The following is a 26,097-nucleotide window of genomic DNA, read 5'->3' as shown; positions in this document are numbered from 1 at the left end:
CATGGCTGCCAACGGCGCACCCACCGAAATCACCCAGGGTTCGAAGACCAAGGGCGGTGTCGGCGAGTCCACCCTCCGCCCGGACGGCACCCTCAAGGTCACCGGGGAGTTCGCGTACTCGTCCGACATGTGGCACGAGGACATGCTCTGGGGCCAGATCCTGCGCTCCCCGGTCGCGCACGCCGAGATCGTCTCCATCGACACCGGCGAGGCCCTCGCGACGCCGGGCGTCCACGCCGTCCTGACCTACGACGACCTGCCGACCGAGGTGCGCACCTACGGCCTGGAGATCCAGGACACCCCGGTCCTCGCCCACGGCAAGGTCCGCCACCACGGCGAACCGGTCGCCATCGTCGCCGCCGACCACCCGGAGACCGCGCGCCGCGCCGCCGCCAAGATCAAGGTGGAGTACCGGGAGCTGCCCGTCATCACCGACGAGGCCTCCGCGACCGCCCCCGGCGCGATCCTCGTCCACGAGAACCGCGACGACCACCACATCGGCCACGTCCCGCACCCCAACATCGTGCACCGCCAGCCGATCGTCCGCGGCGACGCCGACGAGGCCGCCAGGAAGGCGGACGTGATCGTCAGGGGCGAGTACTTCTTCGGCATGCAGGACCAGGCCTTCCTCGGCCCCGAGTCCGGACTCGCGGTGCCCTCCGAGGACGGCGGCGTCGAGCTGTACGTCGCCACCCAGTGGCTGCACTCCGACCTGAGGCAGATCGCCCCGGTCCTCGGCCTGCCCGAGGACAAGGTGCGGATGACGCTGTCCGGCGTCGGCGGCGCGTTCGGCGGACGCGAGGACCTGTCCATGCAGATCCACGCCTGCCTGCTGGCGATGCGCACCGGCAAGCCGGTGAAGATCGTCTACAACCGCTTCGAGTCCTTCTTCGGGCACGTCCACCGCCACCCGGCGAAGCTCTCCTACGAGCACGGCGCCACCAAGGACGGCAAGCTCACCCACATGAAGTGCCGCATCGTCCTGGACGGCGGCGCCTACGCCTCCGCCTCCCCGGCGGTCGTCGGCAACGCCTCCTCGCTGTCCGTCGGCCCGTACGTGATCGACGACGTGGACATCGAGGCCGTCGCCCTCTACTCCAACAACCCGCCCTGCGGCGCGATGCGCGGTTTCGGCGCGGTCCAGGCGTGCTTCGCCTACGAGGCGCAGATGGACAAGGTGGCCGGGGAACTCGGCATGGACCCGGTGGAGTTCCGCCGGATCAACGCCATGGAGCAGGGCACGGTCATGCCCACCGGCCAGCCGGTCGACTCGCCGGCGCCGGTCGCCGAACTGCTGCGCCGCGTCAAGGCGATGCCGATGCCGCCCGAGCGCCAGTGGGAGTCCAGCGAGGGCTCCGACGTGCGCCAGCTGCCCGGCGGTCTGTCCAACACCACGCACGGTGAGGGCGTCGTGCGGGGCGTCGGCTACGCGGTCGGCATCAAGAACGTCGGCTTCTCCGAGGGTTTCGACGACTACTCCACCGCCAAGGTGCGCATGGAGGTCGTCGGCGGGGAGCCGGTGGCCACCGTGCACACCGCCATGGCGGAGGTCGGCCAGGGCGGCGTCACCGTCCACGCGCAGATCGCCCGTACCGAGCTGGGTGTCACGCAGGTGACCATCCACCCGGCCGACACCCGGGTGGGCTCGGCCGGCTCGACCTCGGCCTCCCGGCAGACGTACGTGACCGGCGGCGCCGTGAAGAACGCCTGCGAGCTGGTCCGCGAGAAGGTCCTGGAGATCGGCCGCCGCAAGTTCGGCTCCTACCACCCGGCCTGGGCCACCGCCGAGCTGCTCCTGGAGGGCGGCAAGGTCGTCACCGACGGCGGCGAGGTCCTCGGCGACCTGGCCGACGTACTGGAGGGCGAGGCCGTCGAGGTCGAGGAGGAGTGGCGGCACCGGCCGACCGAGGCCTTCGACCTGCGGACCGGCCAGGGCAACGGCCACGTCCAGTACTCCTTCGCCGCGCACCGCGCCGTCGTGGAGGTCGACACCGAGCTGGGCCTGGTCAAGGTCGTCGAGCTGGCCTGCGCCCAGGACGTCGGCAAGGCGCTCAACCCGCTCTCCGTGATCGGCCAGATCCAGGGCGGCACCCTCCAGGGCATGGGCATCGCGGTGATGGAGGAGATCGTCGTCGACCCCAGGACCGCGAAGGTCCGCAACCCGTCCTTCACGGACTACCTGCTGCCCACCATCCTCGACACGCCGACCATCCCGGTCGACGTGCTCGAACTCGCCGACGAGCACGCCCCGTACGGGCTGCGCGGCATCGGCGAGGCACCCACCCTGTCGTCGACTCCGGCGGTCCTCGCGGCCATCCGGAACGCGACCGGGCTGACGCTCGACCGTACGCCGGTCCGACCGGAGCACCTCACCGGCACGGCGTGACAGGACCCTCCGGGCGGCGCACGGAACGTCACACACTCCGCGCCGCCCGGAGCACCCCCCGGGTTCCGCTCCGCTCGCGGGCCTCCACGTACGACCACCCATGCGTTCGTCTCGGGCCGTCCCCCGGGTCGTGCACATCCCAAATCCCGCAGCCGCCCCGGCGGACCGCGCGGGTGCCCCTTTGAACCTTGGGAGACGGCCCCATGACCCAGCAGTCAGTGGAGCCCGAGATCACCGCCAAGGACGCGGGAGCGGGTTCCCGCGTCCCCGCCGGCAGGTCTTGGCTCGACCGGTACTTCCACATCACCCACCGAGGATCCACGGTCGCGCGCGAGGTGCGCGGCGGCATCACCACCTTCATGGCGATGGCGTACATCGTCCTGCTCAACCCCGTCATCCTGTCCGGCGAGGACGCCGCCGGGGACACCCTGGGCCAGAAGGCCCTGATCACCGCGACGGCGTTCGCCGCGGCGCTCACCACGCTCCTGATGGGCTTCGTCGGCAAGGTGCCGCTCGCCCTGGCCGCCGGGCTCTCGGTGTCCGGAGTGATCGCCGGGCAGGTCGTGCCCCAGATGACCTGGCCGCAGGCCATGGGCATGTGTGTGATGTACGGCGTCGTGATCATGCTGCTCGTCATCACCGGGCTGCGCGAGATGATCATGAACGCGATCCCGCTCGCCCTCAAGCACGGCATCACCATGGGCATCGGCCTGTTCATCGCCATCATCGGCCTGGTCAAGGGCGGCTTCGTCCACCCGGGCGAGGCGACCCCGCTCACCCTCGGCCCCACCGGGGAGCTCGCCGGCTGGCCGGTCCTGCTCTTCGCCGGCACCCTGCTCCTGATCTTCATGCTCCAGGCGCGCCACACCCCGGGCGCGATCCTGATCGGCATCATCACCGGCACGGTCGTCGCCTCCGTGCTGAACGCCACCGGGGTCGTCGATCCCGGGCAGTGGGCCAACGGAGCCCCCGAACTGCACGGCAGCGCGGTCTCCATGCCGGACTTCTCGCTCTTCGGCGACCTGGAGTTCGGCGGCTGGGGCGAGGTCGGCGCGATGACGGTCGGCATGATCGTCTTCACGCTGGTGCTGGCCGGGTTCTTCGACGCGATGGCCACCATCATCGGCGTCGGCACCGAGGCGAAGCTCGCCGACGACAAGGGCCGTATGCCGGGTCTGTCGAAGGCGCTGTTCATCGACGGCGCCGGCGGTGCCGTCGGCGGTGTGGCGGGCGGCTCCGGCCAGACCGTCTTCGTCGAGTCCGCGACCGGCGTCGGCGAGGGCGCCCGCACGGGGCTCGCCTCGGTCGTCACCGGCCTGTTCTTCGCGGCCTGCCTCTTCTTCACGCCGATCACCGCGATCGTGCCGCAGGAGGTCGCCTCGGCCGCGCTGGTCGTCATCGGCGCGATGATGATGATGAACGCCCGGCACGTGGACTGGGCCGACCGGGCCACCGCGATCCCGGTCTTCCTGACCGTCGTCCTGATGCCGTTCACCTACTCCATCACGGCGGGTGTCGCCGCCGGCGTCATCTCCTACGTCGCCATCAAGGCCGCCCAGGGCAAGGCCAGGGAGATCGGCGCGTTCATGTGGGTCCTGACGGTGCTCTTCCTCGTCTACTTCGCCCTCAACCCGATCGAGAGCTGGCTGGGCGTGCACTAGCCGCAGCCTCGGGAACCCCTTCCGTATCACCGCTCTGTGAGGAGACCGACAGATGCTGGACATCGCCGAAGAGCTGAACCGGTGGGTCGAGCAGGGACGCGACTTCGCCGTGGCCACCGTGGTGGCCGTCGGCGGCAGCGCACCCCGCCGGCCCGGCGCCGCCCTCGCGGTGGACGCCGAGGGCACGGCGATCGGCTCGGTCTCCGGCGGCTGTGTGGAGGGGGCCGTGTACGAGCTGTGCCGGCAGGCGCTGGACGACGGCGAAACCGTCCTCGAGCGCTTCGGCTACAGCGACGAGGACGCCTTCGCCGTGGGCCTGACCTGCGGCGGGGTCATCGACATCCTCATCACGCCGGTACGGGCGGACGACCCCGCCCGTCCGGCACTGGCCGCCGCGCTCGCCGCCGCCGCCCGGGGTGAGGCGGCGGCTGTGGCCCGGATCGTGAGCGGCCCCGCGGAACGGAGGGGCCGCGCGCTCGTCGTCCACCCGGACGGCACGTCCGAGGGCGGCTTCGGGGCACACCCCGAACTGGACCGCACGGTGGCCGCCGAGGCGGGCGCCTTCCTGGACGCCGGCCGCACCGGCACCCTGGAGATCGGAGAGCAGGGCTCGCGTTGCGGAGCACCGCTCACACTTCTGGTCGAGTCCTCCGTCCCGGCACCCCGCATGATCGTCTTCGGCGCGATCGACTTCGCCTCGGCACTGGTCCGCGCCGGCAAGTTCCTCGGCTACCACGTGACGGTCTGCGACGCGCGCCCCGTCTTCGCGACGAAGGTCCGCTTCCCCGACGCCGACGAGATCGTCGTCGAGTGGCCCCACGAGTACCTCGCACGCACCGAGGTCGACGCGCGCACGGTGCTGTGCGTCCTGACCCACGACGCCAAATTCGACGTACCGCTTCTCAAGCTCGCCCTGCGCCTGCCGGTGGCCTACGTCGGCGCGATGGGCTCCCGCCGCACCCACCTCGACCGCAACGCCCGCCTGCGCGAGGTCGGCGTGAGCGACCTGGAGCTGACCCGCCTCAGGTCCCCCATCGGCCTCGACCTCGGCGCACGCACCCCCGAGGAGACGGCGCTCTCCATCGCGGCCGAGATCGTCGCGACCCGCCGCGGGGGCAGTGGTGCCCCCCTCACCGGCGCGCACACGCCGATCCACCACGACGGCCCCTCGGCACCGGCCGGCCGCATCGGCTCGGTGGCGTAGGGCTCCGGGGCCGAGGTCTGGGTGGCGGGTGGTCTCAGTCCTGGCCCGAGACCCGGGCGGCGGGCGGTCTCAGTCCCGGCCGGAACTGCTCCGGAGGAGGGACACGTCCGCGACCACCGGCCGGTGGTCCGAGGCCGCGGCCTCCTCCGGCACGAAGGCCCCCCGCACCCGCACGCCCCCGCCCACGGCCACGTAGTCGATCCGCTTCACGGGCGCCGCGGCCGGATAGGTGCAGCCGGTGCCCGTCCCGGCGTCCCGCACGTCCGCCCACAGCGGGCGCAGCTCGGGCGCCGGGGGCTCGGCGTTGAAGTCTCCGAGCAGTACCTGCCGCGCCCCCGGCAGTGCCGCCCGCTCCCGCGCCATGATCCGCCGCGTGTCGGCCACCTGCGCCGTCCGCACCGCCGGGTCCGACCGGTGGTCGAGATGGGTCACGAACACCTGCACCGGCACCCCGCGCACCCGGAGCGTCACCTCCCCGAACCCGGGCGCGGGGGCCGGCACCGGGTTCTCGTCCTGCGTGGACAGGCGCGTGATCTCGTGGTTGGCCGCCGCACGGACGGGGAAGCGGGAGAGGACGGCCACGCCGTACTCGCGCCGCGGGCCTCCGGCCTCCGCCGGGTCGAGGCTGTAGATCGGCGCGAACGACACCCGCATCCCGAGCCGCCGCGCCAGCTCCCCGGCGACGTCCAGCCCCTGGCTGCGGGAGCCCCAGTGCACGTCGACCTCCTGGAGCCCGATCACGTCCGCGTCGAGCGCGCGCAGCGCGGCGGCCTGCCGGTCGAGGTCGAAGACGCCGTCCGATCCGGTGCCGGCGTGGATGTTGTACGTGGCGACGCGCAGCGGCACGGGGCCCTGCCGGCCGGCGGAGGCGGGCGCCGCCGCCACCGTCAACATCGCTCCGACGAGCATGAGTTGGGCGAGTACGCGTGCTCCGGATGCCATGGCGGCACGGTACGCGGGAAGCGCCCGCGCCGGGGCGCGCGGCGCGCACGCAAGCCGTACTCCGCCGGCCGCCGGTCGTTCACGGGTGCCGCAGCAGGTGGTTGACCGTGCGGCCGAAGACGTACCGCCCCGACCGGCCGAGGACGCCGTCGAAGAGGGAGGGCAGCGGGCGGACGTCCAGGTCCTCGCGCCACAGGACCCGGGCCCGGCCGCCGGGGCCCGGCCGGACCTCGATCTCCGCCCAGCCCCCGACCAGCCGGCCGCGCTTCTCCAGCCGGCACAGGCCGGGGGTGCCGTCGTCCAGCGGTGGCTGCCAGACCGTCACCTCCATCCTGTCGTCGAAGGCGAGCGGGCCGGCGCCCGTGCGGGCCACGATCACCGTGCCCGTGCGCGTGGGCCCGGGGGTGGCGGCGGTGACCCGGGTCAGCGGCACGGTGTCGCCGTGCCGGTGCCACGCGGTGAGCCGGCGCCATGCCTCGTCCAGGGGGAGCGGGGCGGTGCGTTCGAGCGAGAAGGTGACCACGGGCACGATCGTAGGGAACGGGCCGCGAGGAACGGTCGCGGCGGGGCGGGGGCCGGGGGCGCCGGCGCCGACCGGGCGCGTGCCGGGGCGCGGCGCCGACGGGCGCGTCGCTCGCACGCCAACCGGTCCCCGTGTCCGTCGCCTTCCTGGTCGGCGAAGGCACGCGAGGGCATGCGGGGGCTGTACAGGGCGAGTACAGACGCAGTTCATAGTGCCCCTCGAATGGCAGTTCGGGGTAGGGGGTCGTTCGCCGGGCTACTCAGCCGACACGCAAGTGACGGCGAGAGTGAGGAGGACCCCGTGAGCGAGAGCCCCCTGAGCGGCGGCACCGTGGGCGGCCGTGCCTGGCGCCGGGCCCTGGTGACCGGCGGCGCCGGATTCGTGGGATCCCACCTGTGCGGCCGGCTGCTCGACGCCGGCGCCGACGTCGTGTGCCTCGACAACCTGGCCACCGGCTCCCGCGCGAACGTGGCCGAGCTGGAGCGGCGCCGCGGCTTCCGGTTCGTCCGGGCCGACGCCACCGACCCGGCGGCCCTGCGCGGGCTGCCCGGCCGGTTCGACCTGGTCCTGCACTTCGCCTGCCCCGCCTCGCCCGCCGACTACCTCCGGCTGCCCCTGGAGACCCTCGACGTCGGCAGCACCGGCACCCGCAACGCCCTGGAACGCGCCCGTGCCGACGGCGCCCGCTTCCTGCTCGCCTCCACCTCCGAGGTCTACGGCGATCCGCTGGAGCACCCGCAGCGCGAGACGTACTGGGGCAACGTCAACCCGGTCGGCCCGCGCAGCGTCTACGACGAGTCGAAGCGCTTCGCCGAGGCCCTGGTCACCGCCCACCGCCAGGTGCACGGCACCGACGCCGCCATCGTGCGCATCTTCAACACCTACGGCCCCCGCATGCGCACCGGCGACGGCCGCGCCGTCCCCACCTTCGTCGCGCAGGCACTGGACGGCATGCCCCTCACCGTCGCCGGGGACGGCGGCCAGACGCGCTCCCTGTGCTACGTCGACGACACCGTCGACGGCGTCCTGGCCCTCGCCGCGTCCGGTGAGAACGGGCCGGTGAACATCGGCGGCGCCGACGAGATCACCATGCTGGAACTGGCCCGCCGCGTCATCGAGCTCACCGGCTCCGGTTCCCGCATCCGCTTCGTCGACCGCCCCGTCGACGACCCCGGCCGGCGCAGGCCCGACACCACCCTGGCCCGGGAGCGGCTCGGCTGGCGGCCGAAGGTCGGCTGGAGCGAGGGGCTGGAGCGGACCATCGGCTGGTTCGCGCACACCGTCGCCGCGTAGGTCCCCGGGGCCGGCGGAACTCACCGCTGCACACTACTCAGGGTGATTTGTCCGCTCTTCTGTGGAATTGAGTTGTCTCCAAGTGTTTGAGGCGACTTCGCTGCGGCACCCGCGACGCCAGGCAGACCCCAGCAGTCCCCCGGGACGGAGCACACCCCATGCGCATCCTTGGTATCAACGCCCTGTTCCACGACCCGGCCGCCGCGCTCGTCGTCGACGGCCGGACCGTTGCGGCCGCCGAGGAAGAGCGCTTCAGCCGCCGCAAGCACGGCAAGCGTCCGGTGCCCTTCTCCGCGTGGGAGGTACCGGAGCTGTCGGCACGCTGGTGCCTGGAGCACGCCGGGGTACGGCCCGGGGAGCTCGACGCCGTCGCGTACTCGTTCGACCCCAAGCTCGCCCGGCCCGCCCGCGACATGGGCCTGGACGACCCCTGGGACCCGCTGCGGCTGGAGTACGCCCGCCGGGCGCCCGAGTTCCTCGCCGAGGCCCTGCCCGGGCTCGACCCCGACCAGGTCGTCTTCGTCCCGCACCACGTGGCGCACGCCGCCTCCGCCGGACCGGCCTCGCCCCACCCCGACAACGACGTCCTCGTCCTCGACGGACGCGGCGAGTCCGCCTCCCACCTGGCCGGCCGCTACCGCGACGGCAAACTCGACACCCTCGCCACGCAGGCGCTCCCGCACTCGCTCGGCCTGGTCTACGAGGAACTGACCGAGCACCTCGGCTTCCTGCGCAGCAGCGACGAGTACAAGGTGATGGCCCTCGCCTCCTACGGCACCCCCCGCCACCTGGACCGCCTGCGCGAGCACGTGCACGCCACCGGCGACGGCGGCTTCCGCGCCCACGGCGTCGACTGGGTGGCCCTCGCCCCGGCCCGCGCCAAGGGCGAGGACTGGACGAAGGACCACGCCGACCTCGCCGCGAGCACCCAGGCCGTACTGGAGGAACTCCTCCTGGAACTCGTGCACTGGCTGCACCGCGAGGCCCAGGGAGAGGCCCTCACCATGGCGGGCGGCGTCGCCCTCAACTGCGTCGCCAACTCGAAGATCGCCGCCCAGGGCCCGTACCGGCACGTGTGGGTGCAGCCCGCCGCCGGCGACGCGGGCACGGCCCTCGGCAGCGCCCTGCACGTGGCCGCCCAGACGGCCGCCCCCGAGCCCATGCCCGGCGCCGACCTCGGCCGCGGCTGGAGCGACGAGGAGATCCGCGCCTGGCTGGAGACGGCCGCGATCCCCTACGAGGAACCGGACGACATCGCGGAGACGGTCGCCGAGGAACTGGCCCGGGACGGGATCGTCGCCTGGTTCCAGGGCCGCAGCGAGTTCGGACCGCGCGCCCTCGGGCACCGCTCCCTGATGGCCCACCCGGGCCGCGCGGAGAACCTGGAGCGGCTCAACCACGTCAAGGGCCGCGAGGAGTTCCGGCCGGTCGCGCCCATGGTGCTGGCCGACCGTGCCGCCGGCATCTTCACCGGGCCGCTCCCCAGCCCGTACATGCTCTTCGTGCACGACGTCGCCCCCGCGTGGCGCGACCGCATCCCGGCCGTCGTCCACGTCGACGGCACGGCCCGCATCCAGACCGTCGAGGAGCGCCGCGAGCCGCTCGTCGCCCGGATGCTGAACGCCTTCGAGCGGCGCACCGGGCTGCCCGTCGTGGTCAACACCAGCCTCAACACCGCCGGACGCCCCATGGTCGACGACCCGCGCGACGCGCTGGAGTGCTTCGGCTCCGCCCCCGTGGACCTGCTGGCCATCGGCCCGTTCGCGGTGCGCAGGGGGAGGGCGTTCGCATGAGCGGCGCACCCGTGAACGGCGTCCCCCCGACCGGCTACGCCGTCGTCGTCCCCACCCTCGTGCGCGACACGCTGGCCGACTGCCTGGCCGCGCTGGCCGCCGCGACCGGCCCCGGCCCCGACGAGATCGTCCTCGTCGACGACCGTCCCGGACCCGGTGCCGGCCCCGGCGCGCTGGAGCATCCGCTGAGCGTCCTCGGCGACCTGCGCGAGCGCACGGTGGTGCTGCGCAGCGGGGGCCGGGGCCCGGCCGCCGCCCGCAACACCGGCCTCCGCGCGGTCACCTCGCCGTGGACCGCCTTCCTCGACGACGACGTCCAGGTCGGCCCGCACTGGTGCGACCAGCTCGTGCAGGACCTCGCCGAGGCGGCGCCCGACACCGGGGCCGTGCAGGGGGTGATCGCCGTGCCGCTGCCGGGCGAGCGCCGCCCCACCGACTGGGAACGCGGCACCGCCGGCCTCGCCCGGGCCCAGTGGATCACCGCCGACATGGCCTACCGCACCGACGTGCTCGAACAGGTCGGCGGTTTCGACGAACGCTTCACCCGCGCCTTCCGCGAGGACGCCGACCTCGCGCTGCGCGTCCTCGACGCGGGCTGGCGCATCCGCCGGGGCCGCCGCACCACCCGCCACCCCGTACGCCCCGCCTCCCGCTGGGTGTCCCTGAAGCAACAGCGCGGCAACGCCGACGACGCCCTGATGCGTCGGCTGCACGGTCCCGGCTGGTGGGCCAAGGCGGTGGCGCCCAAGGGCCGGATCAGGCGCCACGCGGCGATCACCGCGGCCGGCGCCGTGGCCCTCGCCCTCGCCGCCGCCGGCCGCCCCCGGGCCGCCGCGGCCGCCGGGCTGGGCTGGGCCGCGGGTACCGCCGAGTTCGCCTGGGCGCGGATCGTCCCGGGACCGCGCACCCGCCACGAGGTCACGACCATGCTGGTCACCAGCGCCCTCATCCCGCCCGCCGCGACCTGGCACCGGCTGAGCGGACGGTGGCGGCACCGCGCCGCCCCCGCCTGGCGGGAGGTGGCCGCATGAGCCCCGTCAGGGCCGTGTTCTTCGACCGCGACGGCACCCTCGTCCACGACGTCCCCTACAACGGCGACCCGGAACGGGTCCGGCCCGTCGACGGCGCCCGTGAGGCGGTGGCGCTGCTGCGGGAGCACGGCGTGGGCGTCGGCGTCGTCACCAACCAGTCCGGCGTCGCCCGCGGTCTGCTCACCGGCACCGACGTCCGTCGCGTCAACCGGCGCATCGACGAACTCGTCGGCCCCTTCGACGTCTGGGCGGTCTGCCCGCACGGCCCCGAGGACGGCTGCCGGTGCCGCAAGCCGCAGCCCGGCCTGGTCCTGTGGGCGGCCGGACGCGTCCGCGCCGCGCCCGCCGACTGCGTGGTCATCGGCGACATCGGCGCCGACGTGGAGGCCGCCGGACGGGCGGGCGCCCACGGCATCCTCGTCCCCAACGACCGCACCCGCCCGCAGGAGACGGCCGCCGCCCCCCACGTCGCCCCGGACCTGCTGACCGCCGTACGCGCGGTCCTCGACGGTCCGCCCCGGGGCAGCTGCCTGGTGAACGAACGCCCCTTCGAGGCGGCGTTCACCACGGGCACGGCCACGGATGCGGGCGCGGGCGCGGGTGCGCGTACCGCCGCGGAGACGGGCGTGGCCTCCGCCACCGGTGCGGGCACCACCGTCGCCACGGGCACCGGCCGGAGCGAGCCCGTCCCAGGCACCGGGCAGCGCACCCGCGCTCCCGGGGCGGCCCGGGCGCGTGCCGCCGGCGACACCGGTGGGAGGCCGCGATGAAGGCGCTCGTCACCCGGCTCGACAGCTTCGGCGACGTACTGCTCGCCGGGCCCGCCGTCCGGGCCGTGGCCGCCCGGGCCGGCCACGTCACGATGCTGTGCGGGTCGCGCGGCGCACCCGCCGCCCGGCTGCTGCCCGGCGTGGACGAGGTCCTGGTGTGGGACGCGCCGTGGGGCGGGTTCCAGCCGCCCGACGTCAGCCGGGAGGACGTCGACCGGCTGGTGGACCGGATCGACGCCGACACGGCGCTGATCCTCACCTCCTTCCACCAGTCCCCGCTGCCCACCGCCCTGGTGCTGCGTCTCGCCGGTGTCCGGCACATCGCCGCGGACAGCGTGGACTACCCCGGCTCCCTGCTCGACCTGCGCCACCGGCGCGCCCCGCACGCCCACGAGGCGCAGGCCGCGCTCGACCTCGCCGAGGCCGCCGGATTCCCCCGGCCCGACGACGGGCGGCTGCGGGTGCACGCGCCGCCCGACACCGGGGAACTCACCGGTCCCGGCCCGTACGTGGTCCTCCACCCGGGCGCCAGCGTTCCGGCCCGCGCCTGGAGCCCGGAGCGGTGCGCCGAGGCCGTGCGCGAACTGGCCGCCGCCGGGCACCGCGTGCTGGTCACCGGCGGCCCCGACGAGCGCGACCTCACCGCCCACGTCGCGGGCGAGCACGGCACCGACCTCGGCGGCCGCACCGAGGCCCCCCAACTGTCCGGTGTCCTCGCGGGCGCGGACGCCGTCGTCACCGGCAACACGGCGCCCGCACACCTCGCCGCCGCCGTCGGCACCCCGGTGGTGTCCCTGTTCGCGCCCGTCGTACCGGCCGAACGCTGGCGGCCGTACGGCGTCCCGTACGTCCTGCTCGGCGACCAGGACGCGCCCTGCGCCGACACCCGGGCCAGGGACTGCCCCGTCCCCGGCCACCCCTGCCTGAACACCGTCACGGCGACCGACGTGGCCGCCGCCGTCGAGAAACTCCTGGGGGACGCATGAGGATCCTCATCTGGCACGTGCACGGGTCGTGGACCACGGCCTTCGTGCAGGGCCCGCACACCTGCCTCGTTCCCGTCACCCCGGACCGCGGACCCGACGGCCTCGGCCGCGCCCGCACCTGGGACTGGCCCGACTCCGTCGTCGAAGTACCGCCCGAGCGGCTCCGCGACGAGCACATCGACCTCGTGATCCTCCAGCGCCCGCACGAACTCGCCCTGGTCGACCGGTGGCTCGGCCGCCGCCCCCCGCTGGTGTACCTGGAGCACAACGCCCCCGACGGCGACGTGCCCGACACCCGCCACCCCGCCGCGGACATCCCCGGCGTCACGCTCGTCCACGTCACCCACTTCAACCGGCTGATGTGGGACGCGGGAAGCACGGAGACGACCGTCGTCGAGCACGGCATCGTCGACCCCGGCCACCGCTGGACCGGCGAGCTGGAACGCGCCGCCGTCGTCGTCAACGAGCCGATCAGGCGCGGGCGCACGACGGGCACGGACCTGCTCCCCGCGTTCGCCCGGACCGCGCCGCTCGACGTGTTCGGCATGCGCACCGAGGGGCTCGCCGGCCACATCGGCGTCCACCCCGACCGGTGCCGCACGCGGGACGTCCCCCAGAGCGACCTGCACACCGAGCTGGCCCGCCGCCGCGTCTACGTCCACCCCGTCCGCTGGACCTCCCTCGGCCTGTCCCTGCTGGAGGCCATGCACCTGGGCATGCCCGTGGTCGCCCTCGCCACCACCGAGGTCACCGAGGCCGTGCCCCCGGGCGCGGGAGTGGTCTCCAACCGCATCGACGTACTGACCGACGCCGTACGCGGCTTCCTCGCCGACCCGCCGCACGCGCGGGCCGTCGGTGACGAGGCCCGTGCGGCGGCCCTGTCCCGCTACGGGCTGTCCCGCTTCCTGGACGACTGGGAGCGGCTGCTGAAGGAGGTGACCCGATGAGGATCGCCATGGTGTCCGAGCACGCGAGCCCCCTCGCCGCGCTCGGCGGCGTCGACGCCGGTGGACAGAACGTCTACGTGGCCCGTCTCACCGAGGAGTTGGCCCTGCGCGGCCACGACGTCACGGTCTACACCCGCCGGGACGCCGCGGACCTGCCCGACCGGGTGCCGCTGCCCGGCGGCGCGGTCGTCGAGCACGTGCCGGCCGGGCCGCCCCGGGCCGTGCCCAAGGACGAGCTCTTCCCGCACATGCCCGCCTTCGGCGCCCACCTGGCCCGCGCCTGGGCGGGCGAGCGGCCCGACGTGGTCCACGCGCACTTCTGGATGTCCGGCATGGCCTCGCAGATCGGCACCCGGCCGCACGGCATCCCGCTCGTGCAGACCTTCCACGCCCTCGGCACCGTCAAGCGACGCCACCAGGGCATGCGGGACACCAGCCCGTACGAACGCATCGGCATCGAACGCCAGATCGGCCGGACCTGTGAACGCGTCCTGGCCACCTGCACCGACGAGGTCGTCGAACTCGGCGACATGGGCGTGCCGCCCCGACAGGTCTCCGTGGTGCCCTGCGGCGTGGACGTCGAGCACTTCCACCCCGCCGCCGACACCGGCCGCACCCCCGAAAGGCGCCGGCGGCACCGGCTGCTCGCCTGCGGCCGGCTCGTGCCGCGCAAGGGCTACGACCAGGCCGTCCGCGCCCTGGCCCACATCCCCGACACCGAACTCCTGATCGCGGGCGGCCCGCCCGCCGGCGGCCTCGACGCCGACCCCGAGGCGCGGCGCCTGACCGCGCTCGCACGCCGGACCGGCGTCGCCGACCGGGTCCGGCTGCTCGGCGCCGTCGACCCGGAGGACATGCCCGCCCTGCTCCGCAGCACCGATCTGGTGCTGTGCACCCCGGTCTACGAGCCGTTCGGCATCGTGCCGCTGGAGGCCATGGCGTGCGGCGTGCCGGTCCTCGCCACCGACGTCGGCGGCCACCGGGACTCCGTGGCCGACGGGACCACGGGCCGCCTGGTCCCCCCGCAGGACCCCGAGGCCGTCGCGGACGCCGCCCGGGAACTCCTCGCCGACGAACGGCTGCGCCGCCAGTACGGCAGGAACGGCCGCGAGCGCGTCCTCAGGCACTACACCTGGGCCCGCGTCGCCGACGGCGCGGAACAGGTCTACCGCCTGACCCTCGCCGACCACGCGCTGTCGAAGGAGGTCGCGTGATGACCGTGCACCCGCCCGCCGTCGGGCACTGCGACGAACTCCAGGACGCCCTGGGGGCGTTCCGCGCCTCCGCGCACATCACCGAACGCTGGGGCGAGCAGCTCGCCGCCGTCCTCGCGGGCGGCGGCCGGCTGCTGGCCGCGGGCAACGGCGGCAGCGCCGCCCAGGCCCAGCACCTGACCGCCGAGATCGTCGGCCGCTACCGCGACGACCGGCCGCCGTTCTCCGCGATCGCCCTGCACGCCGACACCTCCAGCACCACCGCCATCGCCAACGACTACGGCGTCGACGAGGTCTTCGCCCGCCAGGTCCGCGCCCACGGTCGCGAGGGCGACGTACTGATGCTGCTCTCCACCAGCGGCGCCAGCGCCAACCTGCTCTCCGCCGCGGACGCCGCGCGGTCGGCGGGGGTGCGGGTGTGGGCGCTGACCGGCTGCGAGCCCAACCCGCTCATGGCGGGCAGCGACGAGTCCCTGTGCGTGGCGGCCCCTTCGACGGCCACCGTGCAGGAGCTCCACCTCGTCGCCGTGCACATGATCTGCGCGGCCTTCGACGCGGCCCTGGAACGGGGTGTACGTGGCACGGGAACACGGAGGTGACGGGACCCATGGCTGACCGGACGCCCTTGGTCGTCGTCGGCGACGCCCTCCTCGACCGCGACCTCACCGGCTCCGCCGACCGGCTCGCCCCCGACGCACCGGTTCCGGTGGTCTCCGAGTGCGCCGAACGCGTACGGCCCGGAGGCGCCGCCCTCGCCGCGTACCTCGCCGCCCGCGACGGCCGCGAGGTCACGCTGATCGCGGGGGTGGGCGACGACCCGGCCGGCGCGGCCCTGCGCGAACTGCTGGAACCCTGGCTGAGGCTGATCCCCCTCCCGCTCACCGGCACCCTGCCGGAGAAGACCCGCGTCCTGGCGCAGGGCACCCCCGTCGTCCGCCTGGACCGCGGCGGCGGCCGGGTCCACGAGACCACCGGGGAAGCCCGCGAGGCGCTGCGCGACGCCCGGGCGGTCCTGGTCTCCGACTACGGCCGCGGCGCGGCGGACGCCCTGCGCGACGTCCTGGCCGCGCGACCGCCCCTGGTCTGGGACCCGCACCCGCGCGGGGGGCCGCCGGTGCCCGGCACCCGGCTGGTGACACCGGCCGAGAAGGAGGCGCACGGCTTCGCGCCGCGCGGCGGTCACCCGGGCGGCGGCCTGCGCGCCGCCGCGCTCGACGCCGCCGCGCTCGTACGGGACTGGCGCGTGGCCGCGGTGACGGTGACCCTCGGCTCCCGCGGAGCCCTGCTGTCGTACGGTGAACACCCGCTCCTGGTCCCCGCCCCCGCCTCCCACCACGGCGACTCGTGCGGCGCGGGGGACCGGTTCGCCGCCACCGCCGCCGGACTGCTCGCCGACGGGGCGCTGGTCGGGGAGGCCGTCGAGGGCGCGGTGGGCGCCGCGACGGCCTTCGTCGCCGCGGGCGGCGCGGGTGCCCTGCCCCCCGCCGGCTCCGGCCCGGTGCACGCCCCCTCGCCCGACACCGACGACCCGCACGCCCTGGCCGCCCGCGTCCGCGCCCAGCACGGCACGGTGGTCGCCGCGGGCGGCTGCTTCGACCTGCTGCACGCCGGACACGTCGGCCTCCTGCAGGCCGCCCGGCGACTCGGCGACTGCCTCGTCGTCTGCGTCAACTCCGACGCCTCCGTCCGGCGCCGCAAGGGCGACGGCCGCCCGGTCAACCCCCTCACCGACCGCGTCCGCGTCCTGCGCGCCCTCGCCTGCGTCGACGCGGTCGCCGTCTTCGACGAGGACACCCCCGAACGCCTTTTGGGCGACCTGCGCCCCGACGTCTGGGTCAAGGGCGGCGACTACGCGGGCGCGGACCTTCCCGAGGCCGCCCTCCTCCAGGAGTGGGGCGGCCAGGCCGTCCTCCTGCCCTACCTGGACGGCCGCTCCTCCACGGCCCTGATGGCGCGGGCGGCAGAGGGGGTCCGGTGACCCCCGGGACGCCGGGCACGGGACGCGGCCGGGCGACGGCGCCCCCGCCGCCCGGCACCACGGCGACGGCCGCGCGTCCCGACCGGCGCATGCCGTCCCCGGGGCCGGCGCGGGACCTGCGGCCGGGGCGGGACCCGGCCGGCGGCGGGGCGCGTCCGCGGGTGCTCGTCCTGCGTGCCCTCGGGCTCGGGGACCTGCTCGCCGGGGTGCCCGCGCTGCGCGCGCTGCGCCGGGCGTACCCGGGGCACGAGCTGGTGCTGGCCACCCCCGCCGAGCTGGCGCCGGTGGTCGCGGCGACCGGGGCCGTGGACCGGCTGCTGCCGGCCGCCGAACCCGGCCGTGCCGTCCCGCGCACCCTCGACTGGACCGGTCCGCCCCCGGACGTCGCCGTCGACCTGCACGGCAACGGCCCGCCCAGCCACCGCCTGCTGGCACGCCTGCGCCCGCTGAAACTGCTGGCCTTCGCGCATCCGCTGACGCCGGAGGTGGACGGGCCGCCCTGGTACGCCGAGGAGCACGAGCGCGAACGGTGGTGCCGCCTGCTGCGGGCCTACGGCATCGACGCCGACCCGGCCGACCTGCGGCTGCCGCCTCCCGGCACGCCGTCCCCCGCCCCCGGAGCGGCGGTCCTGCACCCCGGCGCCGGCGCGCCCTCCCGCTGCTGGCCGGTGGAACGGTACGCGGCCGTCGCCGAGTCGCTGCGCGCACGGGGACACCGGGTGGTCGTCACCGGGGGAGCGGAGGAGGGGGACCTGGTCGCCCGGCTGGCCAAGCTCGCCCGCCTGCCCGACACGGACGTGTTCGGCGGCGGCCTGCCCCACGACCGGCTCTCCGCCCTGGTGGCCGGAGCCGGCGTCGTCGTCAGCGGCGACACCGGCATCGCCCACCTCGCCGTCGCCCACGCCACCCCCTCCGTCACCCTCTTCGGCCCGGTCCCGCCCAGCCGCTGGGGCCCGCCCGGCCACCCCCGCCACCGCGCCCTGTGGCACCCCGGCCCGGACGGCGACCCGCACGGCCGCGAGACGGACCCCGCGCTGCTGCGCATCGGCACCGACGACGTCCTGGCCGCACTCGACGCCCCGGCCATCCTGGGAGAGGCACGATGAACCACGGCACGCCCCACCCCACCCCCCGACAGACCGGGCGGCCCGGTCTGTCGGCCACCCGCGAACGGCCCCGCACCGCCCCCGCCGGGCACGCCCCCGTCGGCGTCGTCATCGCCACCCGCAACCGCGCCGCGAGCCTCGCCGTCACCGTACGGCACCTGCTCGCCCTGCCCGAGCGGCCCGAGATCCTCGTCGTCGACAACGCCTCCACCGACGGCACCCGCGCCATGCTGGCCCGCGACTTCCCCCGGGTCCGCGTGCTCTCCCTGCCGTTCAACCGCGGCGCGCTCGCCCGCACCCACGGCGCCCGCGCCCTCAACACCCCGTACGTGGCGTTCAGCGACGACGACTCCTGGTGGGCGCCCGGCGCGCTCGCCACCGCCGCCCGGCTGTTCGACGAGCACCCGCGGCTCGGCCTGCTCGCCGCCCGGACCCTCGTCGGCCCCGCCGAGGACGCGGACCCCCTCAACGACCTGCTCGCCGCGTCCCCCCTCGGCCCGGCCACCGACCTGCCCGGCACCCAGGTGCTCGGCTTCCTCGGCTGCGCCGCCGTCGCCCGGCGCACCGCCTACCTCGACGCGGGCGGCTACCACCCCCTGCTCTTCTTCGGCGCCGAGGAGACCCTCCTCGCCTACGACCTGGCCGCCCGCGGCTGGGGCGTCACGCACTGCCCCGACGTGACCGCCCACCACCACCCGGACCCCGCACCCCGCACCGGCCGCCCGGCCGTCGTGCGCCGCAACGCGCTCCTCACCGCCTGGCTGCGCCGCCCCCTCCCGCACGCGCTCGCCCGCACCGGTGCCCTCGCCGCCGAGGCCCGCCACGACCCGCACGCCCGGCGCGCCCTGCGCGAGACCCTCACCCGCCTGCCCGCGGCCCTGCGCGCCCGCAGGGCCCTGCCCCCGCACGTGGAGCGCGCCGCCCGCCTCCTCGACGCAGCCGACGGAGCCCACGGAGCCGACGGAGCCCATGAAGCCCACGGAGCGACCTCGTGACCGACACCCGGACCACCGTCGTCGTCATCACCCACAACCGGCGCCCCGAACTCCTGCGTACCCTGGACCGCCTCGCCGAACTCCCCGAAAAGCCCCCGGTGATCGTCACCGACAACGCCTCCACCGACGGCACCGCCGCCGCCGTCGCCCGCCACCACCCGGAGGTACGGCTGCTGCGCCCCGGCCGCAACCTGGGCGCCGTCGGCCGCAACCTGGCGGTCCGGCACGTCCGCACCCCCTACGTCGCCTTCTGCGACGACGACTCCTGGTGGGCGCCGGGCTCCCTGCCCGGGGCCGCCGACCTGCTCGACCGGTACCCGGCGGTCGGCGCGGTCACCGCCCGCATCCTCGTCGAGCCGGGCGGCACCGAGGACCCGATCGTCGGGGAACTGCGCGACTCACCCGTGCCCCGGCCCGACTGGCTCCCGGGACCGGCCCTCGGGTCCTTCCTGGCCGCCGCGACCGTGCTGCGCACCGACGCCTTCCGGGCCGCGGGCGGCTTCCACCCCCGGCTGTGGCTGGGCGGCGAGGAGGAGCTGCTCGCCGCGGACCTCGCGGCGAACGGCTGGTGGCTGACGTACGCCGACGACCTGACGATCCATCACCATCCCTCCGAGGTACGGGACCCGACGCTGCGGCGCGCGCACGGCATCCGCAACACCCTGTGGTTCACCTGGCTGCGCCGCCCGGTCGGTCCCGCCCTGCGCCGCACCCTCCACCTGGCCCGTACCGTCCCCCGCGACACCGCGTCGCTGCGCGCCTTCGCCGAGGCGACGGCCGCCCTGCCGTGGGTGCTGCGCGAACGCCGGGTGCTGCCGCCCGAGGTCGAGGCCCGCCTGCGCTCGCTCGAACCCGCCCAGCGCGCGTCGACGGCCCGCAGCTACACCGGCTGACCGCAGCCGCAGCCGTAACCCGGCGCCGCAGCCATTCAGCCGCAGACCGGCGCCGCACCGGATGGGCCGGCGCCGCACCGGATGCGTCGGCCCCGCACCGGACGGGCCGGCCCCGCGCCGAGGGGACGCGGAGCCGGCCGCCGCGGGGCACACGCCGGGCGGCGGCGGCCCGAGGACGGGCGACGGTGGCCGACGACGGGCGGCGTCGGGCGGCGTCGGGCCCTACCCCTCCGTCCACCGGCACAGCAGCCGGAACGCCGTGAACAGCGTCACCGGCCACATCGCGGCGAAGGCCCAGATCACGGCCGGTGCGGACGTGACGATGCCGGTGACCAGCAAGGCCACCGACAAGGTGAGCAGCAGCAGGACGGCCGGGGTGCGCGGGCGGCACACCATCAGACGGGTGAGGCCGGGACAGCGGTGGAGCCGCAGTGTGCTCAGGCGCCGGTCCAGCCGGCGGTCGCGGCGCAGCTCCCGCTCCACCTCGTCGAGTACGCGTCGCTCGTAATCGGAGAGCCGGTCGGTGCTCATGTCTCCTCCTGGGGGGGGCGGACCGACGCCCGGCCGAGTGCCCGCCCGGCCCGGAGTCAACCGGCCGGCCGTGCCCCGAGCGCCGCCAGGAGCCCGTCCGCGGCGTCCTCGGCCGCGTCCACCGCGCGGAAGGCGGCGCCGATCCGCCCGGCCTCCTCCCGTCCGGTCGTCAGGCACCAGTCCCACCAGTGCTCCAGCACGTCCCGGGCCAGTCGCTCGGCCGCCACCAACGCGGGCCAGCCGCAGGCGCGGACCTGCGCCGTCACCTTCGCGCCGCCCGCGACCGGGTCCACCGCCAGCGCCGGCGTCCCCGCCCGCAGCGCCAGGACCAGCCCGTGCAGTCGGTCGGTCACGACCAGGTCCAGCCGGGCCAGTACCGCCTCCAGCTGCGCCGGCGTGCCGCACAGGCGCCAGTCGTGTGCGTCGAGCCGGGTCTCCAGCTCCAGCCGGGCGCAGTCCTTGCCGGCCAGCCAGCCCGTCAGCTCCGCGGCGACCTCGTCGTGCCGTCGCCGGCCCTCGTACTCGTGCTGCCCGTGAGTGAGGACCACCCCGACGACCGGGCGGACGGGCAGTGCGGGCGCGCGGGCCGCGAGGTCCACGGTCGGCACGGCGCCGGCGGCGTCCCGGGCCAGCACCCGGTGGAAGCCGGTGACGGCCGGGGAACCCGGGTCGACGACGGAGACGCCGACCGCGATCCGCAGGCAGTGGGCGAACCGACGGTGCAGCTCCTCGACGCGCGGGCCGTGCACGGGCCCGCACACGAAGACCAGCCGGGAGTACGCGGCCGGGTCCACGTCCTCGAAATGTGCCCCGTCCGCCCGGAACCCCGGGCTCCACACGACGTCGTACGCGAGCCCCGCCTCCCGCAGCACGTGCTCGACCCGTCGCAGCGCCAGCACGTCCCCGGCGGTCGCCTCCCCGTGCAGGAAGCTGAACCAGCCGGTCACCAGGATCGCGTCTCGTCCGTGCACAGTGCCCCCGGGTGCCCCTCGGGGAGCACGGCAACCCCCCCCCGGGTGCGCACGGCGCTGCACCACCGGCGAGCGGATCGGGCTCACGAGGAGCCGCGAGGCGGCGCGGGCGGCCGGCCCGGCCAGGGAACGCCGGCAGGGAACTCCGGCCAGGGCACGCCGGCAGGGAACTCCGGCCAGGGCACGCCGGCAGGGAACTCCGGCCAGGGCACGCCGGCCCGGGATCACGTCCCGGCCCGCTCCCCGCTGCGGGCCCGGACGTACGCGTCGGCGGCGGGCAGGTACAGCAGCACCACACCGGGGACCGCGAGAAGGACGGCGAGGAGGAGGGTGGCGCCGCCGTACGGCGGGTCGTCGAGCGCGAACGGCGACACGAACACGAGCATCAGCGCGGTCAGGCAGGCGACCGTGGTGCGGGCGACGCGCCGCCCGCGACCGGCTCGGACGGCGAACCAGAGGCAGGCCGCGAAGAGCAGCAGCACGAACGCCGGTGCCTCGTCCGGTTCGACCGCCGTCGACGCCGCCGTCCACGTCCCGAGGACCGACAGCACCACCGCCAGCGTCACGCTGCGCGGCCGGCGGGTCGTGTCCGCCGTCATCGGATCACCTTCTCTCATGGGCCTTCCCTGGGTCCCGGACCGTGCCGACGGCCGTCGGCACGCGCGAAGCGGGCGCGGGGCGGAGCGGCCGTGACGCCCACGGCGTCCGCGCCGCCCCGCACTCCCCCGGCCACCGATTCCACCGCCTCCCACCGTTGTTCAGCAGCCCGGAAACGGCACTGAACAACGCGGAACGACGTGGACACCGCCGAAACGACGCGGAAGCGCGGTGAAGGCGCCGTGAACTCCCCGTGCGCCCTCCGCCGGCGAACCCCTCCCCGCTTGCCCGCCCCACCGGCGGCTCCCTACCGTGGGCGTCCGGAAGGGGACCGAGAGCGACGGCGGGGCGGGCGGGACACGTGAGCGGACGGGGAGCGGGACGCCGGGAGCGGGGGCTCGACCCGGGGGCCGGCCCGGTGCAGCGGTTCGCCGCGGAACTCCGCGTCCTGCGGGAGTCGGCGGGGCGTCCGACGTACCGGACGATGGCCCGGAAGGTCCCGTTCTCGGTGACCGCCCTGTCGCAGGCGGCGGCCGGACGGCAGCTCCCCACCCTCGCGGTGACCCTCGCCTACGTCGACGTCTGCGGCGGCGACCGGCAGGAGTGGGAGCGGCGCTGGCGCGAGGCGAACGCGGAGGCCGCCGCACGCGCCGCCGCCGACGAGGACGCGCGACCGCCCTACCGGGGCCTGACCCGGTACGAACCGGACGACGCCGCCCTGTTCTTCGGCCGCGACCGGCTGGTCGACCGACTGACCGAACTGACCCGCCGGCACCGTTTCACCGCCGTCTTCGGCCCCTCGGGCAGCGGCAAGTCCTCCCTGCTGCGCGCCGGTCTGATCCCCCGCCTGCGCACGCCCGCAAGCGGCACCGACGGCTCGCCGCCGCCCGCCGCCGTACGCGTCCTCACCCCCGGCGCCCTCCCGCTCGGCACCCACGCGGACCGACTGTCCCCCGTGCCGGACACGGACGCGGACACCTGGCTGATCGTCGACCAGTTCGAGGAGCTGTACACCCTCTGTGCCGACCCGGCCGAACGCGACGCGTTCGTCGACCGGCTGCTCGCCGCCGCGGCCCCCGGCGGCTCGTCGCGGGTGGTGATCGCCGTGCGCGCCGACTTCCTGGGACGGTGCGCCGAGCACCCCGGGCTCACCGCCGCGTTGCAGGACGCGACCCTGCTCGTCGGCCCGATGCGCCGGGACGAGCTGCGGGAGGCCGTCGTCCGGCCGGCCGCGGCGGCGGGACTGGTCGTCGAACGCGCCCTGACCGCGCGCCTGCTCGACGAGGTCGAGGGCGCGCCGGGCGGACTGCCGCTGATGTCGCACGCGCTGCTGGAGACCTGGCGGCACCGCACCGGCCGGAACCTGACCGAGTCCGCCTACGAGGCGGCCGGCGGACTGCGCGGCGCCGTCGTCCGCACCGCCGAGGAGGTGTACGGCGGACTCGGCGCGTCCCAGGCCGACCTGGCCCGCCGCGTCCTGCTGCGGCTGGTCGCCCCGGGAGACGGCACCCCCGACACCCGGCGGCCCGCCGAGCACGCCGAACTCGACCTCGGCGACCCCGCCGGCACCCGGGACGTGCTGGACCGGCTGGTCCGCGCCCGGCTGCTCACCCTCGACGACGGCACCGTCGAACTCGCCCACGAGGCCCTCATCACGGCCTGGCCCCGGCTGCGCGGCTGGATCGACGCCGAACGGGACCGGCTGCGCGTCCACCGGGCGCTGTCCGAAGCGGCCCGCACCTGGCTGGCGCTCGGCCGGGAGGGCGCCGCGCTCTACGCCGGCTCGCGGCTGACCGCCGCCCACGACGCCTTCCCGCACGATCACCGGAGCACGGAACTCACCGCGGTGGAGCGCGAGTTCCTGGGCGCCTCGATCCGCCGGCACCGCCGCGCGGTGTGGCTCCGGCGCGGCCTGTCGGCGGCGCTCGCGCTGCTGGTGCTCGTCGCCTCGGGCACCGCCGTCGCCGCTCTGCGGGCCCGAGCCACCGCCCAGGCCGAGCGGGACGACGCCGTGTTCGGCCGGATCACCGCGGAGGCCGACCGGCTGCGCGGCACGAACACGGCACTGACCGCGCGGCTCGACGTCGCCGCGCTCGGCATGCGCTCCACCCCCGGCCTGCGGACCCGGCTCACCACGGACGCGGGCCGGGTGCTGTCCACCCGGCTCCCCGGACACCAGGACATCGGCAGCGCCGTGGCCTTCGCCCCCGACGGCCGGACGCTTGCCAGCGGCGGCCACGACGGCACCGTCCGCCTGTGGAACACGGCGGGCGCGGACGAGCAGCTCGGCGAGCCGCTGCGCGTCAACGGCGACCCGGTGGGCGCCGTGGCCTACTCACCCGACGGCACCCTGCTCGCGGCGGCCGGGCACGGCGGCGGCATCCGGCTGTGGGACGCGCGCGACCGCGCCCGGCCGCAACCCGCCGGCGTACCCCTGGTGAGCCACCGGGGGGAGTCCGTCGTCGCCGTGGCCTTCGCCCCGCACGGCCGCACCCTCGCCACCGCCGGCGACGACGGCACCGTACGGCTGTGGGACGTGCGCGACCCGGACCGGCCCGCGCCGCTCGGCGATCCGGTGTCCGCCGACCCCCGCAGCGTCCGCTCCGTGGCCTTCTCCCCGGACGGCCGCACCCTGGCCACCGCCGGTCACACCGGGACCGTACGCATGTGGCGGCTGGACGGTGCCGACGGCGCCACCCCGCTCGGCGAGCCGCTGCGCGCCCACGACGCGCCGGTCTGGTCGGTGGCGTTCTCCCCGGACGGCCGCACCCTGGCCACCGCCGGCTACGACGAGACGGCGCGCCTGTGGGACGTCTCCGGCACGGGCGGCCCGCGCCCGCTGGACGCTCCCCTCACCGCGCACTCCGCCGCCGTGTGGGCCGTGGCCTTCAGCCCTGACGGACACACGCTGGCCACCGCCGGGCAGGACGACACCGTCATCCTGTGGAACGTGGCCAACCCCGAGTACCCGCAGCAGATCGGCGAGCCGCTGACCGGTCACACGGAGGGCCTGTGGGACCTGGCGTTCGCCCCGGACGGCCGCACCCTCGCCACCACCGGCGCCGACCGCGGCGTCCGCCTCTGGCACCTGCCGGAGACCGTGCTGACCGACTTCACCAACCCGCTCACCTCCGTGGCCTACGCACCGGACGGCCGCCTGCTCGCCGCCGCCAGCACGGACGACGCCCTGGTCCGGCTCTGGGACGTGAGCCGGCCGGGACACCCGCGTCCGCTGCCGCGCCACCTGACCGGCCACGAGGCCCCCGTCCTTTCCGTGACCCTCGCCCCCGACAGCCGTACGGCCGCCGCCGGCGCCGAGGACGGCACCGTACGGCTCTGGGACGTCTCCGAGCCGTCCCGGCCCGCCCCCGCCGGCACCCTCCCGAACGCGCACCCGGGCGGTGTCCTCACCGTCGCCTACGCGCCGGACGGCCGCACCCTCGCCACCGGCGGCGCGGACGGCCGGATCCGGCTGTGGGACGTTCGCGGCCCGGACGACGTACGTCCCGTCGGCACGCCGCTGGTGGCCCACACGGACTGGGTCACCTCCGTCGCCTTCGCGCGGGACGGCCGCACCCTGGCCTCCGGCAGCCAGGACGGGACGGCCCGGCTGTGGGACGTGGGCGACCGGAGCCGGGGCCGGCCCCTGGGCCGCCCCCTGACCGCCCACGGGGACTGGGTCAACGCGGTGGCGTTCGCGCCGGACGGCCGCACCCTCGCCACCGGCGGCCGGGACCGCACGGTACGGCTGTGGGACGTCACGGACCCCGGCCGCGCCCGCCCCCTGGGCGAGGAACTGGCCGGACACCGCGGCGGCGTCACCTCCGTGTCCTACTCCCCGGACGGCCGCACCCTCGCGAGCGGCGGCGAGGACCACGCGGTACGCCTGTGGAGCGTCGTGGACCCCGCCCACGCCGAGCCCTTCGGCCACGCACTCGACGGCCACCTGGAGACGGTCACCTCGGTCGCCTTCCACCCCGGCGGCGACACGCTCGCCTCCGCGGGCAACGACCTGACGGCCCGGCTCTGGACGCTCGACACGGACCGGACGGTACGCCTCATCTGCGCCCGCACGGGCGGCGACCTCACCCCGGCCGCCTGGAGCGGGATCCTCCCGCGACTCGCCTTCCGGCCCACCTGCCGGGACACGTGACCCGGCCCGGCCGCGCGGCACCCGCGCGCACCCGCGCGCCGCGCGGACGGAAGCGGACGGAACCTGTCCGCGACCCCCGGGACCGTACGCGGCCGACATGGAAAAGGGGCGCTGCGGGCCGCT

The 26,097-nt window shown here is 75.9% G+C and carries 21 protein-coding genes; 16 read left to right on the top strand and 5 right to left on the bottom strand.

What is annotated here, in order from left to right; all coding sequences use genetic code 11:
* Position 1 precedes the first annotated feature (1 nt).
* The 3 genes from ACVV2G_RS09645 (at position 2) to ACVV2G_RS09635 (ending at position 5,251) form a co-directional block, all read left to right on the top strand.
* A complete protein-coding gene (locus ACVV2G_RS09645) occupies positions 2-2,386 on the top strand; it encodes a xanthine dehydrogenase family protein molybdopterin-binding subunit (RefSeq protein ID WP_453842203.1) in 2,385 nt (794 codons plus the stop codon).
* 203 nt (positions 2,387-2,589) lie between these two features.
* Positions 2,590-4,047 (top strand): NCS2 family permease, encoded by a 1,458-nt coding sequence (locus ACVV2G_RS09640; protein ID WP_453842202.1) that lies wholly within the window; start codon positions 2,590-2,592, stop codon positions 4,045-4,047.
* A 52-nt stretch (positions 4,048-4,099) separates the two neighbouring features.
* Positions 4,100-5,251, top strand: coding sequence for an XdhC family protein (locus ACVV2G_RS09635; RefSeq protein ID WP_453842201.1), 1,152 nt, complete (start codon positions 4,100-4,102; stop codon positions 5,249-5,251).
* A 69-nt stretch (positions 5,252-5,320) separates the two neighbouring features.
* On the opposite strand, the gene ACVV2G_RS09630 is transcribed toward ACVV2G_RS09635, so the two are convergent.
* Complete coding sequence (locus tag ACVV2G_RS09630; protein ID WP_453842200.1) at positions 5,321-6,193, bottom strand: endonuclease/exonuclease/phosphatase family protein; 873 nt, start codon at positions 6,191-6,193, stop codon at positions 5,321-5,323.
* A gap of 79 nt (positions 6,194-6,272) precedes the next feature.
* Positions 6,273-6,716, bottom strand: a complete 444-nt coding sequence (locus tag ACVV2G_RS09625; RefSeq protein WP_453842199.1) for an SRPBCC family protein — start codon at positions 6,714-6,716, stop codon at positions 6,273-6,275.
* A 300-nt stretch (positions 6,717-7,016) separates the two neighbouring features.
* On the opposite strand from ACVV2G_RS09625, the gene ACVV2G_RS09620 reads away from it, so the two are divergent.
* The 12 genes from ACVV2G_RS09620 to ACVV2G_RS09565 all read left to right on the top strand — a co-directional run bounded on the left by ACVV2G_RS09620 (position 7,017) and on the right by ACVV2G_RS09565 (position 19,722).
* On the top strand, positions 7,017-8,009 hold the full coding sequence (locus ACVV2G_RS09620; RefSeq protein ID WP_453842198.1) for a UDP-glucuronic acid decarboxylase family protein: 993 nt from the start codon (positions 7,017-7,019) through the stop codon (positions 8,007-8,009).
* A gap of 158 nt (positions 8,010-8,167) precedes the next feature.
* Positions 8,168-9,802, top strand: a complete 1,635-nt coding sequence (locus ACVV2G_RS09615) for a carbamoyltransferase family protein (RefSeq protein ID WP_453842197.1) — start codon at positions 8,168-8,170, stop codon at positions 9,800-9,802.
* Positions 9,799-10,833 carry a glycosyltransferase gene (locus ACVV2G_RS09610; RefSeq protein ID WP_453842196.1) on the top strand — a complete coding sequence of 345 codons (1,035 nt, stop codon included), beginning with the start codon at positions 9,799-9,801 and terminating at the stop codon, positions 10,831-10,833. Before ACVV2G_RS09615 ends, ACVV2G_RS09610 begins: the two co-directional genes overlap by 4 nt.
* A complete protein-coding gene (locus tag ACVV2G_RS09605; protein ID WP_453842195.1) occupies positions 10,830-11,603 on the top strand; it encodes a D-glycero-alpha-D-manno-heptose-1,7-bisphosphate 7-phosphatase in 774 nt (257 codons plus the stop codon). The genes ACVV2G_RS09610 and ACVV2G_RS09605 overlap by 4 nt, the downstream gene beginning before the upstream one ends.
* Complete coding sequence (locus tag ACVV2G_RS09600) at positions 11,600-12,589, top strand: glycosyltransferase family 9 protein (RefSeq protein WP_453842194.1); 990 nt, start codon at positions 11,600-11,602, stop codon at positions 12,587-12,589. The genes ACVV2G_RS09605 and ACVV2G_RS09600 overlap by 4 nt, the downstream gene beginning before the upstream one ends.
* Positions 12,586-13,536: a glycosyltransferase gene (locus ACVV2G_RS09595; protein ID WP_453842193.1), complete on the top strand. Its 951-nt coding sequence runs from the start codon at positions 12,586-12,588 to the stop codon at positions 13,534-13,536. The genes ACVV2G_RS09600 and ACVV2G_RS09595 overlap by 4 nt, the downstream gene beginning before the upstream one ends.
* A complete protein-coding gene (locus tag ACVV2G_RS09590) occupies positions 13,533-14,750 on the top strand; it encodes a glycosyltransferase family 4 protein (RefSeq protein ID WP_453842192.1) in 1,218 nt (405 codons plus the stop codon). The genes ACVV2G_RS09595 and ACVV2G_RS09590 overlap by 4 nt, the downstream gene beginning before the upstream one ends.
* Positions 14,750-15,349 (top strand): D-sedoheptulose-7-phosphate isomerase, encoded by a 600-nt coding sequence (locus ACVV2G_RS09585; protein ID WP_453842191.1) that lies wholly within the window; start codon positions 14,750-14,752, stop codon positions 15,347-15,349. The genes ACVV2G_RS09590 and ACVV2G_RS09585 overlap by 1 nt, the downstream gene beginning before the upstream one ends.
* Positions 15,350-15,357: 8 nt before the next feature.
* A complete protein-coding gene (rfaE2, locus tag ACVV2G_RS09580; RefSeq protein WP_453842190.1) occupies positions 15,358-16,728 on the top strand; it encodes a D-glycero-beta-D-manno-heptose 1-phosphate adenylyltransferase in 1,371 nt (456 codons plus the stop codon).
* Between the two features lie 89 nt (positions 16,729-16,817).
* A complete protein-coding gene (locus tag ACVV2G_RS09575) occupies positions 16,818-17,834 on the top strand; it encodes a glycosyltransferase family 9 protein (RefSeq protein ID WP_453842282.1) in 1,017 nt (338 codons plus the stop codon).
* Entirely contained in the window at positions 17,831-18,829 is a 999-nt protein-coding gene (locus ACVV2G_RS09570) for a glycosyltransferase family 2 protein (RefSeq protein WP_453842189.1), read from the top strand. The genes ACVV2G_RS09575 and ACVV2G_RS09570 overlap by 4 nt, the downstream gene beginning before the upstream one ends.
* Positions 18,826-19,722: a glycosyltransferase family 2 protein gene (locus ACVV2G_RS09565; RefSeq protein ID WP_453842188.1), complete on the top strand. Its 897-nt coding sequence runs from the start codon at positions 18,826-18,828 to the stop codon at positions 19,720-19,722. Before ACVV2G_RS09570 ends, ACVV2G_RS09565 begins: the two co-directional genes overlap by 4 nt.
* Before the next feature lie 222 nt (positions 19,723-19,944).
* Here the strand turns inward: ACVV2G_RS09565 and ACVV2G_RS09560 are convergent, their stop codons facing one another.
* The 3 genes from ACVV2G_RS09560 to ACVV2G_RS09550 all read right to left on the bottom strand — a co-directional run bounded on the left by ACVV2G_RS09560 (position 19,945) and on the right by ACVV2G_RS09550 (position 21,823).
* Positions 19,945-20,253 (bottom strand): DUF3040 domain-containing protein, encoded by a 309-nt coding sequence (locus tag ACVV2G_RS09560; protein WP_453842187.1) that lies wholly within the window; start codon positions 20,251-20,253, stop codon positions 19,945-19,947.
* A gap of 56 nt (positions 20,254-20,309) precedes the next feature.
* On the bottom strand, positions 20,310-21,224 hold the full coding sequence (locus ACVV2G_RS09555) for a polysaccharide pyruvyl transferase family protein (RefSeq protein WP_453842186.1): 915 nt from the start codon (positions 21,222-21,224) through the stop codon (positions 20,310-20,312).
* A gap of 224 nt (positions 21,225-21,448) precedes the next feature.
* Complete coding sequence (locus ACVV2G_RS09550) at positions 21,449-21,823, bottom strand: hypothetical protein (protein WP_453842185.1); 375 nt, start codon at positions 21,821-21,823, stop codon at positions 21,449-21,451.
* A 359-nt stretch (positions 21,824-22,182) separates the two neighbouring features.
* Here ACVV2G_RS09550 and ACVV2G_RS09545 point away from each other — a divergent pair, with 359 nt between their 5' ends.
* The gene (locus ACVV2G_RS09545) at positions 22,183-25,974 is read left to right on the top strand and encodes an nSTAND1 domain-containing NTPase (RefSeq protein ID WP_453842184.1); all 3,792 of its coding nucleotides are present in this window, start codon (positions 22,183-22,185) and stop codon (positions 25,972-25,974) included.
* The last annotated feature ends 123 nt before the right edge of the window (positions 25,975-26,097 follow it).

This window comes from Streptomyces sp. JK94 (assembly GCF_053613315.1).
This window is presented reverse-complemented; position numbering and strand designations above follow the sequence as displayed.